Source organism: Holdemanella porci (assembly GCF_009696075.1).
GTDB classification, from domain to species: Bacteria; Bacillota_I; Bacilli_A; order Erysipelotrichales; family Erysipelotrichaceae; genus Holdemanella; species Holdemanella porci.
Genome location: NZ_VUMR01000004.1, coordinates 1 through 15,179 on the forward strand (window position 1 = coordinate 1; position 15,179 = coordinate 15,179).

General features: G+C 34.5%; 15 protein-coding genes, 1 tRNA gene and 1 other RNA gene. 12 read left to right on the plus strand and 5 right to left on the minus strand.

Annotated features, from left to right (window positions below):
- Positions 1-315 precede the first annotated feature (315 nt).
- Positions 316-1,659 (minus strand): RNA-guided endonuclease InsQ/TnpB family protein, encoded by a 1,344-nt coding sequence (locus FYJ55_RS01420; protein WP_154555320.1) that lies wholly within the window; start codon positions 1,657-1,659, stop codon positions 316-318.
- Between the two features lie 167 nt (positions 1,660-1,826).
- On the opposite strand from FYJ55_RS01420, the gene tnpA reads away from it, so the two are divergent.
- From tnpA to FYJ55_RS01435, 3 genes are all read left to right on the plus strand, one after another.
- On the plus strand, positions 1,827-2,267 hold the full coding sequence (gene tnpA / locus FYJ55_RS01425) for an IS200/IS605 family transposase (RefSeq protein WP_154555321.1): 441 nt from the start codon (positions 1,827-1,829) through the stop codon (positions 2,265-2,267).
- A 98-nt stretch (positions 2,268-2,365) separates the two neighbouring features.
- Positions 2,366-4,108 carry an ABC-F family ATP-binding cassette domain-containing protein gene (locus FYJ55_RS01430; protein WP_154555322.1) on the plus strand — a complete coding sequence of 581 codons (1,743 nt, stop codon included), beginning with the start codon at positions 2,366-2,368 and terminating at the stop codon, positions 4,106-4,108.
- Between the two features lie 13 nt (positions 4,109-4,121).
- The gene (locus FYJ55_RS01435; protein ID WP_154555323.1) at positions 4,122-5,042 is read left to right on the plus strand and encodes a DMT family transporter; all 921 of its coding nucleotides are present in this window, start codon (positions 4,122-4,124) and stop codon (positions 5,040-5,042) included.
- 37 nt (positions 5,043-5,079) lie between these two features.
- Here FYJ55_RS01435 and FYJ55_RS01440 read toward each other — a convergent pair whose 3' ends face one another.
- The 3 genes from FYJ55_RS01440 to serC are packed head-to-tail and all read right to left on the minus strand — an operon-like array spanning position 5,080 to position 8,097.
- The gene (locus tag FYJ55_RS01440; protein ID WP_154555324.1) at positions 5,080-5,856 is read right to left on the minus strand and encodes a histidinol-phosphatase HisJ family protein; all 777 of its coding nucleotides are present in this window, start codon (positions 5,854-5,856) and stop codon (positions 5,080-5,082) included.
- 14 nt (positions 5,857-5,870) lie between these two features.
- Positions 5,871-7,019, minus strand: coding sequence for a 3-phosphoglycerate dehydrogenase family protein (locus FYJ55_RS01445; RefSeq protein ID WP_154555325.1), 1,149 nt, complete (start codon positions 7,017-7,019; stop codon positions 5,871-5,873).
- A complete protein-coding gene (gene serC, locus FYJ55_RS01450) occupies positions 7,012-8,097 on the minus strand; it encodes a 3-phosphoserine/phosphohydroxythreonine transaminase (RefSeq protein WP_154555326.1) in 1,086 nt (361 codons plus the stop codon). Before serC ends, FYJ55_RS01445 begins: the two co-directional genes overlap by 8 nt.
- Before the next feature lie 219 nt (positions 8,098-8,316).
- On the opposite strand from serC, the gene FYJ55_RS01455 reads away from it, so the two are divergent.
- The 5 genes from FYJ55_RS01455 to phoU all read left to right on the plus strand — a co-directional run bounded on the left by FYJ55_RS01455 (position 8,317) and on the right by phoU (position 12,447).
- A complete protein-coding gene (locus tag FYJ55_RS01455) occupies positions 8,317-9,192 on the plus strand; it encodes a phosphate ABC transporter substrate-binding protein (protein ID WP_154555327.1) in 876 nt (291 codons plus the stop codon).
- 63 nt (positions 9,193-9,255) lie between these two features.
- Positions 9,256-10,149, plus strand: coding sequence for a phosphate ABC transporter permease subunit PstC (gene pstC / locus FYJ55_RS01460; RefSeq protein ID WP_154555328.1), 894 nt, complete (start codon positions 9,256-9,258; stop codon positions 10,147-10,149).
- A 2-nt stretch (positions 10,150-10,151) separates the two neighbouring features.
- A complete protein-coding gene (gene pstA / locus FYJ55_RS01465) occupies positions 10,152-11,030 on the plus strand; it encodes a phosphate ABC transporter permease PstA (RefSeq protein WP_154555329.1) in 879 nt (292 codons plus the stop codon).
- An 11-nt stretch (positions 11,031-11,041) separates the two neighbouring features.
- A complete protein-coding gene (gene pstB / locus FYJ55_RS01470) occupies positions 11,042-11,794 on the plus strand; it encodes a phosphate ABC transporter ATP-binding protein PstB (protein WP_154555330.1) in 753 nt (250 codons plus the stop codon).
- The gene (gene phoU, locus FYJ55_RS01475; RefSeq protein WP_154555331.1) at positions 11,794-12,447 is read left to right on the plus strand and encodes a phosphate signaling complex protein PhoU; all 654 of its coding nucleotides are present in this window, start codon (positions 11,794-11,796) and stop codon (positions 12,445-12,447) included. Before pstB ends, phoU begins: the two co-directional genes overlap by 1 nt.
- A gap of 45 nt (positions 12,448-12,492) precedes the next feature.
- On the opposite strand, the gene FYJ55_RS01480 is transcribed toward phoU, so the two are convergent.
- Positions 12,493-12,568, minus strand: a tRNA-Ala gene (locus tag FYJ55_RS01480).
- A 64-nt stretch (positions 12,569-12,632) separates the two neighbouring features.
- Between FYJ55_RS01480 and FYJ55_RS01485 the strand changes: the two genes are divergently transcribed.
- The 4 genes from FYJ55_RS01485 (at position 12,633) to FYJ55_RS01500 (ending at position 15,139) form a co-directional block, all read left to right on the plus strand.
- Positions 12,633-13,811, plus strand: a complete 1,179-nt coding sequence (locus tag FYJ55_RS01485; protein WP_154555332.1) for a CapA family protein — start codon at positions 12,633-12,635, stop codon at positions 13,809-13,811.
- Entirely contained in the window at positions 13,808-14,266 is a 459-nt protein-coding gene (gene smpB, locus FYJ55_RS01490) for an SsrA-binding protein SmpB (RefSeq protein ID WP_117571648.1), read from the plus strand. The genes FYJ55_RS01485 and smpB overlap by 4 nt, the downstream gene beginning before the upstream one ends.
- Positions 14,267-14,287: 21 nt before the next feature.
- Positions 14,288-14,678: a transfer-messenger RNA gene (gene ssrA, locus FYJ55_RS01495) on the plus strand.
- An 86-nt stretch (positions 14,679-14,764) separates the two neighbouring features.
- Positions 14,765-15,139, plus strand: coding sequence for a NifB/NifX family molybdenum-iron cluster-binding protein (locus tag FYJ55_RS01500; protein ID WP_154555333.1), 375 nt, complete (start codon positions 14,765-14,767; stop codon positions 15,137-15,139).
- The last annotated feature ends 40 nt before the right edge of the window (positions 15,140-15,179 follow it).

Sequence of the window (15,179 nt, forward strand, 5' to 3'; positions counted from 1 at the left end):
GGTTTAAATATTTTGAAGTTCTTGTCATAAGTGTAGTCTCTCTTTCGTTTACACCTATACAATAAATCTTAAATAGACATCATTAATGTCAGTTATATTAACAAATCACCAATGTATCTGTTAAGCCATGTTTTTTATAAGTTTCATACGTGTCACCTCAAAAAGTATTATATAATGAACTACCGATGCATACAAATAAATCAATATACGTGGTTTCTTATATAGTGTTCTGAGATCAGAATACCTATAAAAGCCTGTCCACAAGGCTTCTATCCGATTGCTTTATACAAGCTATTCGGAATACGTATTTTTTATTTATGCAGCTATCGTAATTTTATGAACATTCTGCAAGCTTTTCGCTGTAAAAGGCGTTTCATCAAAGTGCTTACGATATATATTTGCAGCACCATTGACATCTGCATTCAACAATGTACCATCAGCTGAGTTATACAATCCTCGATGGATACGTTTCCCTGAAAACGAATACTTCTTGTTTTCTTCTTCAGGATTGTAAGTAGGAATCGCATCTTTATCTAGGTAGCTTGCTTTTGAAGTATAACTTTCTTCCTGAAGAATAACTTGAATACCTTCAGCCTCAGCTTTGTACTGAATCAAGTTATACAAACGATTGTGAGGTATCTGAACAAAGTTTTGCGCATTAGTTTTACCAATATTACATTCTTGTTTCCAACCATTGTTAGAGCCTAGAACCAGTATTCCAATTTTGTGTTCGACACAGTAATTGATGATGTATCTAGATACTTTATGTAGATAATCCAGCATCCATAACGAGCGCTTCTTCCAAAGGGTTGTTAGCTGCTTTGAATCCTCATGCTTGGAAGTCTTGTACATCTTGTCAAGATGACTGTTAAGTTGGGAAGCTCGTTTATTGAACCATTGATTCTTGGATTTGATAATTCTGCCATTGATAACCAGACTTTCGTCTTCGGTTACTAGAGTTACAAGATTGTCGACACCTGGATCAATGGATGCTACCTTTGTTAAGGTATGTGGTTTTTCTTTGGTAAACTGTTCATAAACAATTTCCAGTTTGTACGTGTCGTAAAAAGGTACAATACGGACTTCTTTCAGCTTTTTAAAATCAGCTGGAAGATAAGGAACATCCAACAGAATTCCATCTTTTCTTGTGATATAAGGAAGTTTCAGTTTGTATGTTTCATCTGTTTGTTTATATAGCACACATCCCTGATTTGTCAGTACAAATGTCTTTCTATCTGCTTTACAATACTTTGTAAGCTTTGGCTTTCCTGTAAAGGCAGACGGATTCTCTTTGTACTGTTTTAGACTTTCGAAATAGGACTTAATATCATGAACCACAGCCTTTAAACAATGCTGAACACTCTGGTTAGGGAGATTTCTTTTGTAAAGTTCAGATTTGTGCTTACGAATGATTTTTTCAAGCTTGGCATATCCCACAGTCATCTGTGTTCTAGGAATCATCTCGCGAGTCAAAGAGCGCACTTCTTTTTCATTCTCAGAGTACATTCCTTCTGATTTGCCAGATGAAGAAACAAGCTGGCGTTCAATGAACAAGGCTGAGTTGTAAATAGCCTTCGATGTTAGACTCCATTCGTCAAAATAAGAACAGATTACACTTTGTTTCTTTCTATTTAGGATTACGCTTTGGGTTCTATACATTTGATTTCACCTCCTTCTTTACACCTAGATAATTCATCTTAAATTGACGCTATAAATGTCTATTATATTGATTTGTTTGGTAAAATAAACAAAGATACCATATTTACGATATATACATAAGATTTTTAATATATAATATAGTTGGTATAAACACATATATTGAAGAGGTGATAACCATTACTCCTAAAGTCAATGGAATGTACAGAAGCTCATACTCTGTATATCTTCTTCAATATCACATTGTGACAAAATACAGAAATCCTGTATTGCAAGGAAGCGTAAAAACAAGTGTGTACAAAACAATCGAAGATATGCTTGAAATGTTTAATTGCATAATCAAAGAAGTCAATGGAAAAGAAGATTGCATGTATCTGCTTATTGAAACTCTATCAGACATCAAATTACACAGGCTGATACAAACATTAAAAACAAGAAGTGCTCGCTTTGCACGAAGAGATTACCCTGATACAGTAGATAAATACTACTGGAAAAGCTACTTCTGGAACAACGCATATTTTGTTTCAACCGTATCCGAAAATACATTAGCGAACTTCGAAACTTATATACGTAAACAGGGAATGAAAAGCAAAAACAGATTAATTAAATAAAAGGCATTCACCATTAGATATGTAAGCTTTTGCGGAGTAGTCTTATGTTCACATATCTGGTGTACTCTGCCTTAATTCATAGAACACAAGGAGATTTTATGTTAATTTCAACAGAAAGCTTAAAAAAGAATATAAATGACAAATGCATTTTAAAAGATGTGAGTTTTACAATAGAAGATACGGATAAAATTGCGTTGATTGGAGTCAATGGTACAGGTAAAAGTACTTTATTAAAGATACTTGCAGGTATTGAAAATTATGATTCAGGAATCATTATTAAAAAGAATGGAATCAAGATTCATTATTTACCTCAAAATCCAGAATTTAAAACAGATTGTGTATGGGATGAAATTCAATTGGTCAATTCTAAAAATGAGCATCCTGTAGCAGAGTTTGAATTAAAATCGATTCTAACGAAACTGGGTATTACAGATTATCAAAGCGCCATGTCAAATATGTCAGGTGGACAAAGAAAAAGAGTGGCTCTTGCCTTAGCACTATGCACAAGTTGTGATTTGTTGCTTTTGGATGAACCGACAAACCATTTGGATAACGATATGGTTGAATGGTTGGAAAATTATTTGATTCGTTCAAAGAGTGCAATATTTATGGTCACACACGATCGTTATTTTTTAGATCGTGTTTGTACAAAAATGATTGAATTGGATCAAGGCGACTTATATATTCATAATGGAAATTATGAAGTGTATTTAGAAAATAAGGAAACACGTATTGAACAAGAAAAATTAGCAGCCCATAAACACAAGAACTTATATAAAAAGGAATTAGAGTGGGTTAGAGCGGGCGTACAGGCGCGTGGTACAAAATCGAATAGCCGACTTCAAAGGTTTGAAGAATTGCGTCAGAAACGTTTTAAACAGCAAGAAGAGTCATTAAAAATAAATGCGACTATGCAACGATTGGGGAATAAAACAATTGAATGTATGAATTTAGGATTTAATTATCCAGAAAAGTCATTATTTCATGATTTTAACTATGTATTATTACGACAAGACCGAATAGGTATCATTGGAGAGAATGGATGTGGAAAATCTACATTGTTAGATGTTATTGCAGGGTTGAAACAACCAACCTATGGAACCATTGAATATGGAACCACAGTTAAAATTGGATATTTCAGACAAGCGGATCAAGGTGTCGATCTAAATATGCGTGTTATTGATTATATTGAAGAAGTTTCTAAAGTCATTGAATACGATCGTATGACACTAAGCGCTTCGCAAATGCTTGAAAGATTTTTATTTCCAAGAAATATGCACTATACCACGCTATCAAGATTATCCGGTGGAGAAAGAAGAAGACTATATCTATTAAGAGTTTTGATGCAAGAACCAAATATCCTGTTATTGGATGAGCCAACAAATGATTTGGATATTTTGACATTAGACGTATTAGAAGATTATTTAGATGATTTTCAAGGAGCCATTATTACTGTAAGCCATGACCGATATTTTTTGGATCGTGTTGTGGATAAAGTGTTTGTCCATCAAGAAGATGGTACTTTTAAACAGTATAGTGGTGGATATAGTGATTATTTAGTGAAATCAAAAGATGAGAATAAGAAGGTTGTTGTTCAAAAGCCGATTGAAAAGAAGAAAAAATCTCAATTATCTTATATGGAAAAAAAGGAATTGGAGCAACTACCTGAGAAAATGGAATTATTAGAAAGTGAAATGGAAGCTTTAGACCATCAGATGAATGAGTGTCAAAGTGATTTTGCGAAATTAAAAGAATTAAGTGATTTGAGAACGCAGAAAGAAGAAGAACTTGAAACTTTAACAAATCGTTGGATGGAATTAGAGGAAAAAAGGGAAGGATAAGTTTTAATTGGACATGGAGAACAGGGAATTTTTTAAAAAGCCATTACATGTATTTTTACTAGCCATGCTATGTTGTACACTATGGGGAAGTGCGGCTCCCTTTATTAAATGGGGATATCAATTATTTAACATTAAAGGCGTACCAAGCATATTGATGTTTGCGGGCATTCGCTTTGCGTTAGCCGGACTTTTAGTCATATTATTTGGCTCTTTCTTACAGAAAAAAGTATTAGTCGCAAAAAAAGAAAACATGCAAGGCATATGTACATTAGCTGTATTTCAAACGGCTGGACAATACTTTTTCTACTATATAGGACTTTCACATACATCGGGCGTAAATGGTTCGATTATTACCGGTACCAGTGCCTTTATATCTTTATTAGTAGCCAGTTTGATCTTTCATTATGAAAAGCTGACACTAAGGAAAACATTGGGATGTTTTATCGGATTCTTAGGTATTTTATTTATGAATATGAGTGGGGCTAGTGCAAACTTTTCATTTATAGGTGAAGGCTTTGTGTTGATGTCACAATTTTGTGGATCTATATCGGCTGCCTTTATTAAGAAGTTCACACAACATCAAAATGCCGTCCTGTTAAGTGGATATCAATTCTCTCTAGGAGGTATTCTCTTAGCTATAATAGGCTATTTAATGGGAGGGCACATTACATTTGGATTTAATCTAGGCCTTCTTGTATTGATTCACTTAGCTCTTGTATCTGCTATCGCCTATACGATTTGGGGATTGTTATTATCTGTAAATCCTGTTAGTAAGATTGGTGTCTATATGTGCGTAACACCTATCATCGGTGTGATTTTATCAAGTGTTGTATTACATGAATCCAATCAGGCATTCCAACCATCAAGTTTAATTGCATTGTTACTTGTAAGTTTAAGTGTATTTTTAGTCAATAAAGAAACACAGACAGATTAAGTTCTGTCTTTTTCTTTGCCTAAAAAAGATCCTAGGCTTATCTAGGATCTAATAATTCAAAGCAGCGCCCCACATCGTTAGGATAATGAGCATCACTTGCAGTAACAATTTGTACATTATTTTCTTTTAGGATATTTCTAAAATCAGCATTTAAGCCAATATCAGGATGATGATATGAATAATGAGCTTTAGTGTTGTCTTCCATTTTAATGTTGTATTCATTTGCCAGACGAGCGATATGATGGTAGGTAGGATGTAAATCGTAGCCTGGAACAATCGAATACAATTTGATCACATCTGGATGACCCACTTGATCAAAGAGATTGGATTGGATTAGTTTTTCAATAGCGTCATAATAGGACTTATAAATATTAGAAGGATCATTTTTGTTCCAAAGTAATTCTTTAGAAAAGGCATCCATATCATATAGATAACCATCTACAGAGTGCACACTGCCAACTAGAAAGTCAAAATGGTAGTTTTTAAGAATGGAGGATAATAGACTTTCTGTTTCAGGCGTATAACAAACTTCAAGGCCAAAACGTACATCGATGTCAAAAGTTTCCTTTTTTAATGCTTCAATTAATTTTAAATAATCATCTATGGAGTTTTTTTGTTTCTTTAAAAACCACTCTTCTTGTAATTTAGATACTTCACAAACTCTTTTATAACAGTCTTTAAATTCAAAGAATCTATGTGTGTGATCTAATATTTGAAGATGAGTAATCCCTTTTTCTTTGGCAGCATCAATAAACTTATGAACATATTCAATGCTTAAATCACCATTTTCTAAATGTGTATGTGCATCAATCATAGTACCATCCCATCCTATTTCTTATAAGTAGATACTCTAATCATACCATTGATTTTTTCGATTGGAGAAACATCAACTTCTGAATCTAAATCAATAATTGTATACGCAATATCTTTTTTAGATTTATTCATTAAGTTTTCAATATTAGCATCCTTCAAAATATCTGTGATTTGAGAAATCATTTTAGGCTTATTTTCATGAATACAAGTGATTCTAAATGGTGAATTCATATCCATCTTCGCATTTGGTAAATTGACAGAATTTGAAATATTTCCATAAGTTAAATAATCCATCAGTTCCTGAGCGGCTTTTACAGCACAATTCTCTTCACTCTCTTCGGTTGAAGCACCTAAGTGAGGAATTGCGATGACTTTATCATTTTGAATAACTTTTAAACTTGGAAAATCAGTCACATAAGATTCAACTTTGTTGCCATCTAATGCCACCAATAGAGCATCTTCATCAACTAGGCCACCACGAGCAAAGTTTAATAATTTGACGCCATCTTTCATCTTGTCAAAACTGTCTTTATTGATAAAGTTTTTAGTTCCATCATTTAAAGGCACATGAATCGTAATAAAATCACATTGACGATATAAATCATCAATATTTGTGACATGATTTACATATCGAGATAAGTTCCATGCGGCATCGACTGACATATATGGATCATATCCATAAACTTTCATACCAAATCGTAAGGCTAGATTGGCAACCTGGATACCAATGGCACCACAACCGATGACACCTAGTGATTTACCGGTTAATTCATGTCCAGCATATTTCTTTTTTTGTTTTTCAACATCTTTTGCGATGTTCTCATTTTCTTTTTGCGTTTGGATCCATTCAATACCATGATAAATATCACGACTTGCAAGTAACATACCCGCAAATACAAGTTCTTTTACGGCATTACTATTTGCGCCTGGAGTATTGAATACGGCAATCCCTTTTTTAGTACAAGTATCAATATCAATGTTGTTGACACCAGCACCTGCACGAGCGATGGCTTTAAGGTTGGCATTATATTCAATATCATGAAGATTGGCACTACGAACTAAAATGGCATCTTCGTCTTCCATGTTTTCGTTTACTTCATAATCTGGCGTAAACTGATCTAAACCAATTTGCGCAATATTATTGTAGAGTTTTATTTTAGGCATTATAATTCTCCTCTTCAAATTTCTTCATAAATGCAATTAGGGCTTCTACACCTTCAAGTGGCATGGCATTATAAATACTTGCACGCATACCACCAACGGTTCTGTGACCTTTAATATTTACAATTCCTGCTTCTTTTGCTTCTTTAACAAATTTAGTATCTAGATCTTTATCACCAGTCACAAAAGGAACATTTGTATAAGAACGATCTTCAGGCACAACAGGATTTGAATAGAGTTTAGAAGCATCGATATAGTCATATAATAATTTAGCTTTTTGACGATTGATCTTTTCCATGTTTTCCAATCCACCAATTTGTGTTTCTAGCCATTCAAGTACTAAACCACAAATATAGATGGCATAAGTAGGTGGCGTATTGAACATAGAATCATTGTCAGCATATGTTTTGTAGTTTAACATGCTTGGTGTTTTTTCATCAGCTAAACCAATCAAGTCTTTTTTTATGATAACCACAGTTAAACCTGCAGGCCCCATATTCTTTTGGGCACCGGCAAAAATTAAATCATATTTAGAAACATCCGTTCTTTCACTTAAAATACAACTTGATAAATCTGCAACTAATAACTTTCCTTCATGTGGAGGAAGTTCTTTATATTTAGTTCCATAGATTGTGTTGTTCTCACAAATATATACATAATCAGAATCTTCACTTAAATCTTCTTGTTTAATTTTAGGAATATACGTAAAGTTATCTTCTTCACTTGACGCGACTACATTTACTTTTCCAAATTTTTCATGTTCTTTTAAAGCTTTTTTTGTCCATTGACCCGTATTGATCAAATCTACGTTATGTTTTTCTAAATTCAAAGGAATCATAGTAAATTGTAAAGAAGCACCTCCTTGTAAGAATAAAATTTCATATTCATCAGGAATGTTCATCAATCTTTTTAATCTTGCTTTACAAGTATCTATAATATCCTGGAATTCACTGGAACGGTGGGACATCTCCATAACACTCATTCCACTATTATGAGCATCTAACATTTCGCTTGCAGCTTTTTTTAAGACCCATTCTGGTAAGCATGCGGGACCGGCACTAAAGTTATATACACGTGTCATTTTGTTACCTCGGTGAAAATATTTCCACCTTTCCTTTCTTTATGTTTCATGATTATACATTTATTTACATTATATTTCAAGAAATATGTTCATAAATTGAATTCAGGTGTGCTTAAAATTAAAACAAATCATTTAACAAAATCTTAACAGAACCATTTTTTTCGTTTAACAAACATGCATTATGATATGTGTGTCGAAAGAAAAGAGGACAAGGAAAATATGAATAAGTTTTTAAAAGGTGCAATGATCGTAGGATTATCTGTAGCTATGGTAGGATGTAGTTCAAATGTTGCATCCGATGACAGTGATTCAAAAAATGAAAGTTTAAGCGGAACAATTACAGCCGCAGGCTCAAGTGCATTGAAACCATTGGTTGATGTTGCAGCCGAACAGTTTTCAAACGAAAACCCAGATGTTTCAATTACAGTAGATGCTGGTGGTTCAGGAGAAGGTTTAAAACAGGTAGCTGATAAAACAGTTTCACTAGGAAACTCCGATGTGGCAGCTGAAGAAAAATTAGATAAGGATCAAGCTAAAGATTTAGTTGATCACCAAGTTTGTGTTGTAACAATGGCTCCAATCGTAAATAAAGATGTTGGTGTTAAAGATTTAACCAAACAACAATTGATTGATATCTTCACAGGCAAAACAACGAACTGGAAAGATGTTGGTGGACCAAATGAAGACATTGTCTTAGTTACTCGTCCAACTTCATCAGGAACAAGAGCCACATTCCAAAAATATGCATTAGAAGGAAATGAAGAGGCAAGCAACGCTTCAATGGAAACAGATGATTCTGGTGTATTGTTACAAAATGTAACAGATACAAAAGGTGCAATCGGTTATGTGGCATTATCTTACTTAGTAGACAATGACGATGTAGATACAGTCGCAATTGATGGCATTGAACCAACATTAGAAAACACATATAGAGGTGACTATAAAGTTTGGACATTTGAGCACATGTATACAAATGGAGAGCCAGATAAAGCTACAAAAGCATTCTTAGATTACATCATGGGTGAAAAATTCGGTAAGAAAATGGAATCATTAGGCTATGGTGTTTCTAGCAAAATGGAAAAAACAGATCACTAATTGCGAGTTCTTTAACGGACATTGAAATATATGTCCGTTATTCATTTAGTTTGGAGGAATTTGATGAGTCGTAAAAGCATGTTTTGTAAAGAATATTTTTGGCAGATTCTCGTTACAATTGGTGGTCTGTTCGTGATATTTGTAACTCTATTAATTGGAGCTTTTCTAGTTTATAAAGGTTCTGATACATTTTTAAAATTTCAACATACTCTACAAGAGTTTCTTGGCAGTGCAAATTGGGCACCAATGGATAATGCCAGTTCAAAAGGACATGTAGGAGCCTTGATCTTTATTGTTGGATCGCTATGTGTTTGTGGATTAGCCTTATTGATTGCCACACCATTTGCGTTAGGATCATCTATTTTTATGACAGAAATCTCACCTAAGTTTGGTGAAAAATTCTATCGTCCTATGGTAGAAATTTTTGCCGGAATTCCTAGTGTTGTCTATGGATGGGTTGGATTAACGGTCTTGATTCCGTTCTTAAAGAAAGTATTTGATTTGCAGGTAGGACACTCCATACTTGCAGCAAGTCTTGTTTTATCCATTATGATATTTCCATCGATTTCCAGTGTTGCTAGTGATGCGATTCGAGCTGTTTCAAAAGAAACACGAATGGCTGCTTATGGACTTGGCTCAACGCGTTGGCAAACGATATATCGTGTCGTAATTCCTGCTGCATTGCCTGGAGTCATTTCAGGAATTGTATTAGGACTTGCAAGAGCGTTTGGTGAAGCTTTAGCTGTTGCGATGGTTATTGGGCAAACAACAGCTTTGCCTAAGAGTATTTTTTCTACTTCAAAAACACTAACAACGGAAATTGCAGCTCAAATGGGAAATGCGATGGAAGGTGGAGAAATGAAGGCAGCCCTATGGACAATGGCTTTATTGTTGTTCTTGATTTCGCTATTGTTTATTACTGTTATTCATAAGTTTTCAAAACCGAAAGGAGAATAGAGATGGATTCTAGAATTAAAAGAGCAAAAATGATAGATCAATTCATGACAATCGTCTTCTATGGTATCGCCTTATTCTTCTTTTTACTTCTTGTAGGTTTTGCCGGTAAAGTTATTATTGGCGGCTTGCTAGGGGCTAAACCAGAAATGTTTGGCTTTACTCGATCTGGTAGCATTGGAAACCAAGTTTTTAATACGATTTACTTAGTATTTATTTCTTTGTTGGTTTCGGTTCCAATTGGAATATTAGCAGGCATTTATTTGGCGATGTACGCAAAACCAGGGCTTGTAACACACTTTTTAAGAACTTGTATTGAAACATTGTCTTCTTTACCAAGTATTGTTGTAGGCCTATTTGGATATTTGATTTTCTTAGTTGTCATTGGATTATCAAAAAGTTTATTAGCAGGTGCCCTGTCTATATCAATTCTAAGTTTACCTTTGATTACAACAACCACAGAAGATGCTATAAAAGGTTTGCCTGAAGGCTATTATCACGGAAGTATGGGACTTGGAGCAACAAAGTGGCAAACCATATTCCATGTACTATTGCCAGCATGCCTATCACGTATTATGACCGGTGTTATTTTAGCGGCTGGTCGTGGATTTGGTGAAGCTGCTGTATTACTTTATACAACTGGTTCAGGAAGCGATTTGCGTTGGAATAATTTTAGCTTTACTTCTCCAACATCGCCAATTAATGTATTAAGACCTGCTGAAACATTATCCATCCAAATCTGGAACTTACAAACCAATGGACAAGATCGAGCATTGGCTAATTTATCCAGTGCTGTGTTGATGATTTTAGTATTGGCATTTAGTATTGGAGCCAATGTCTGGTCAAGACACATTTCCAAAAAACAAGCTGGATTAGAGAAATAGAAAGGTTACGTATGAATAATAAATTTACAGTGAATGATCTGAATTTATATTATGGTGATTTTCATGCCTTAAAAAATATAAATTTGGATATCAAAGAAAAAGAAATTACAGCATTCATTGGTCCTAGTGGATGTGGTAAATCAACATTTTTAAAAACATTGAATCGAATGAATGACTTGGTGGAAAGTACTAAAATCACAGGTGATATTTGTCTAGATGGAATGGATATCTACAAAAATATGGATGCGATTGAATTAAGACGTAGAGTTGGGATGGTATTTCAACAACCCAATCCATTCCCAAAAAGTATTTATGACAATATTGCGTATGGCCCTAGAATTTTTGGAATCAAAAAGAAAAGTGAATTGGATGAAATTGTTGAAAGAAGTTTAAGACAAGCTGCCATATGGGATGAAGTGAAGGATCGTCTACATAAATCAGCTTTAGGAATGTCTGGTGGCCAACAACAACGCTTATGTATCGCAAGAGCCTTGGCTATGCAGCCGGAAGTATTGTTGATGGACGAACCTACAAGTGCTCTAGATCCAATTTCAACTAGTAAGATTGAAGAGTTAACTTTAGAATTGAAAAAAGACTATACAATTGTTATTGTTACTCACAATATGCAACAAGCTATGCGTATTAGTGATAAAACAGCCTTCTTCTTATTGGGGGATTTAATTGAGTATAGTGATACAGAAACATTGTTCTCTACGCCAAAAGAAAAGAAAACAGAAGACTATATTACAGGGAGGTTTGGATAATGGTTTTACCTACAAAGTTTTTAAAACAAACAAGACAGTTAGAACTGACTATGACACAAATGTCTCAAGACTGTTTAAAAGGATTGTGGTTTTGCAAGCACGCTATTTTAGATGGAAACAAAACTTTAGTTCAAGATGTTTCGCAAATGCATGAAGAAGTGAGTGAACAAGGAAGAGAAGCTGAACAAATTTGTATGAAGATTCTTCTTCTTCAACATCCGGTTGCGAAAGACTTAAGACGTATTACTGTAGCTACAAATACAATTCGTGATCTAACACGTATCATGGATCAGGAAAAAGAAGTTTCAGAACTGATTTGTGCTTTGAATATGGAAGATTTAGTTGTGGATGATAGTATTCAACAACAATTTATCATCGCAAAAGAAATGATTACACTTGCGATTGAAGGTTTTATTCAGAAAGACGAAAAAGCAGCAGATCAAGTTATTAAAATGGATGATCAAGCGGATGCACAATATGAAAAGGCTAAAGAGGTCTATGTTGATTTATTAGCCAGAAAAGAGCATGATACAGGGACTCTAGTGGATGTGTTACTTGTCGGTAAGTACTTAGAAAGAATTTGTGATCATTGTGTAAATATTGGGAAATGGGTTCTTTATCAAAAGTCTGGTATTTTTGAAGCAATTGATTAAAACAAAAAAGCTGTAAGCAAATTTGCTTACAGCGTATTTTTTACTTGGTGGAGCGTATCGGGATCGAACCGATGACCCCCTGCGTGCAAGGCAGGTGCTCTCCCAGCTGAGCTAACACCCCAAGTACCTTTTAATATTACCTAATAATTTTGGAAAATGCAAGCTTTTTTTGGTAAAATTAAATTATGAAAAAGAAATGGACATGGATCATTATATTATGTATATTCAATTTCAGCTTAATGGGCTTTATTTTAACACACCCCACACCAAATTCGAAAGAAGCAACAAAGGTTGTAAAACATGTTTCTACAAAAAAACAGGAAAATAAAAAATCATTTACGTTTGTAGGTGTAGGTGACAACTTGTATCATGGTGCGATGTATTGGTACCCATACCAAAGAGATGGATATTACAATTTTGATTCCTATTATGAAATGACAAATAAATATACGCAAAATGCAGATTTGGCATATATCAATTTTGAAACGTTATGCATTGGAGAAGAGTATGAATTGAGTGGATACCCTACTTTTAATGGGCCTATAGAAATTCTGTCTTCTGTCAATAAGGCTGGCTTTGATTGGTGGAGTTTAAGTTCAAATCACTCTATGGATCGAGGGGCTGAGGGTTTATTAACACAGATTGATTTGGTTCGAAAGAATTATCCAGATGTTATTACGACGGGTTCGCATACGTCTCAAAAGGATAAAAAGCGTACATTAGTAAAAGAAATCAATGGAATCAAAGTAGGATTTCTTGGATATACCTATGGCTTGAATGGATTTAATGTGCCTGAAGATAAGCCATGGCTTGTGGATTTGATTGATAAGGATCAAATGAAAAAAGATATGGAAGCTTTAAGTAAAGTGAGCGATGTCCAATTGGTTTCTATGCATTGGGGTGAAGAATATCAGATGGAGCCGACTGAAGAGCAGGAAGATTTGGCAAATTATTTAAATGAACTAGGTGCCGAGGTTGTGATTGGTTCACACCCACATGTTATTGAACCGGCAAAGGTTATTAAAGGAAAGAAGCAAGATACACTTGTGTATTATTCATTAGGAAATTATACAAGTGCCCAGGATATGGATATTACTATGGTTGGTGGAATGGCGAGCTTTACACTGAACTATGATCCAGATACAAAAAAGACTTCTTTTACAGATACTAAATTTATTCCATTGATTACATGGTTTGATGTAGGGTATAATGCATGGAAGACTTACCCAATCGAAGATTACAATGATTCGCTTGCACAAACACATAACTTAGCTTCGAATTATGATCTTTCAAAAGAGTGGGTGCAACAATTTGTCCAGTCTGTAATGCAAGATTGTGATGGAGTAGAGGTGGTTTTAGAATGAGTCAAAATCAAAAGACAATAGCCGAAAATCGTAAAGCAAGACATGAATATGAGTTGTATGATCGTTTTGAAGCAGGTTTAGTGCTTCAGGGAACAGAAATTAAAAGTATTCGAAGAGGAAAAGTTCAATTAAAGGACAGCTATATCAGTTTTCAAAAAGGGGAAGCTTTTATTAAAGGTATGCATATTTCTCCTTATGAATTTGGAAACCGATTTAATCATGATGAAACGCGTGATCGCAAACTCTTAATGCATAAGCAGGAAATTCAAAAATTGGAGCAATCTGCGCGTGTTAAAGGGTATACGGTTGTACCTGTGAGAATTTATTTGTATAAAGGTTTGGCAAAGTTAGAAATTGCTTTGGCGAAAGGTAAAAATCTTCATGATAAGCGTGAGTCTCAAAAGGCGAAGGATGCGCAAAGAGAGATTCAAAAGGCCTTGAAAAATCAGTATTAATAGATTATACTGATGTTCCTTGGGGATGTTCAGGCATTCGATGAGTAAATGTTTGGATTCAGCCACAGCCACGAAGGATACGTGTAATAACCAACTAAAATTAATTGCTAAAAATAAACTTGCTAATGTATTTGGTATGAACCAAAGCATGGCTTTCGCTGCTTAATTTTATTGCCTACGTTTGGCTTCGCAGCCCCTTTCTGAAATTTCGCTTTCTTATTTCAGACTGAGTGTTAAAGAAAAGAAGATAGAAATAAGCATTGGCTAGCTGCTTATTTTGAATCAACTATAGCTAACCCAAAAGAATTTTTGTTTCCATCCAAAACTTTTGGATAACTAGATGGAAAAAGCTGTAAACGCTGTCTCGTGGGACTTTGCTTAGACAGGAGTTCGATTCTCCTCATCTCCACCAAAGACAATCAACGCCCTTATTTAAAGGGCGTTTTAATTTGTCGTGATGTATTTTTGAAGTATAATAAATAAGAAAGAAGGTATAGTATGAGAATTGCAGTCAGTTATAAAGATGGAGAAGTGTTCCAACATTTTGGGCATAGCTCAGAATTTAAAATCTATGAAACTGATCATAATGAAATTATGAAGAGTGAAGTGATTACAGTCGAAGGACATGGACATGTTAGTGTTTCGAATGCTCTAAAAGAACAAAATGTAAACATTGTACTTTGTGGTGGTATTGGACAAGGGGCTAAAACTGCATTGGCTAGTTTTGGAATTCATTCTTTTGGTGGAGTAACCGGAAATGCGGATGAGGCTGTTAAAAAATATTTAAGTGGGCAACTAGAATTCACAACGGATGTGACTTGTACAAAACATGAATCTGGCGAAAGTCATTCGTGTGGTGGACATTGTCATTAATTCTTGAGTTTTTCTTTTGACACACCTCGTATTTCGGTCT

What these genes read in the sequence shown, in the direction of transcription:
- FYJ55_RS01420 (WP_154555320.1), bottom strand. Translation starts at nt 1,659, where the DNA reads ATGTATAGAACCCAAAGCGTAATCCTAAATAGAAAGAAACAAAGTGTA.
- FYJ55_RS01430 (WP_154555322.1), top strand. Translation starts at nt 2,366, where the DNA reads ATGTTAATTTCAACAGAAAGCTTAAAAAAGAATATAAATGACAAATGC.
- FYJ55_RS01435 (WP_154555323.1), top strand. Translation starts at nt 4,122, where the DNA reads ATGGAGAACAGGGAATTTTTTAAAAAGCCATTACATGTATTTTTACTA.
- FYJ55_RS01440 (WP_154555324.1), bottom strand. Translation starts at nt 5,856, where the DNA reads ATGATTGATGCACATACACATTTAGAAAATGGTGATTTAAGCATTGAA.
- FYJ55_RS01445 (WP_154555325.1), bottom strand. Translation starts at nt 7,019, where the DNA reads ATGCCTAAAATAAAACTCTACAATAATATTGCGCAAATTGGTTTAGAT.
- serC (WP_154555326.1), bottom strand. Translation starts at nt 8,097, where the DNA reads ATGACACGTGTATATAACTTTAGTGCCGGTCCCGCATGCTTACCAGAA.
- FYJ55_RS01455 (WP_154555327.1), top strand. Translation starts at nt 8,317, where the DNA reads ATGAATAAGTTTTTAAAAGGTGCAATGATCGTAGGATTATCTGTAGCT.
- pstC (WP_154555328.1), top strand. Translation starts at nt 9,256, where the DNA reads ATGAGTCGTAAAAGCATGTTTTGTAAAGAATATTTTTGGCAGATTCTC.
- pstA (WP_154555329.1), top strand. Translation starts at nt 10,152, where the DNA reads ATGGATTCTAGAATTAAAAGAGCAAAAATGATAGATCAATTCATGACA.
- pstB (WP_154555330.1), top strand. Translation starts at nt 11,042, where the DNA reads ATGAATAATAAATTTACAGTGAATGATCTGAATTTATATTATGGTGAT.
- phoU (WP_154555331.1), top strand. Translation starts at nt 11,794, where the DNA reads ATGGTTTTACCTACAAAGTTTTTAAAACAAACAAGACAGTTAGAACTG.
- FYJ55_RS01485 (WP_154555332.1), top strand. Translation starts at nt 12,633, where the DNA reads ATGAAAAAGAAATGGACATGGATCATTATATTATGTATATTCAATTTC.
- smpB (WP_117571648.1), top strand. Translation starts at nt 13,808, where the DNA reads ATGAGTCAAAATCAAAAGACAATAGCCGAAAATCGTAAAGCAAGACAT.
- FYJ55_RS01500 (WP_154555333.1), top strand. Translation starts at nt 14,765, where the DNA reads ATGAGAATTGCAGTCAGTTATAAAGATGGAGAAGTGTTCCAACATTTT.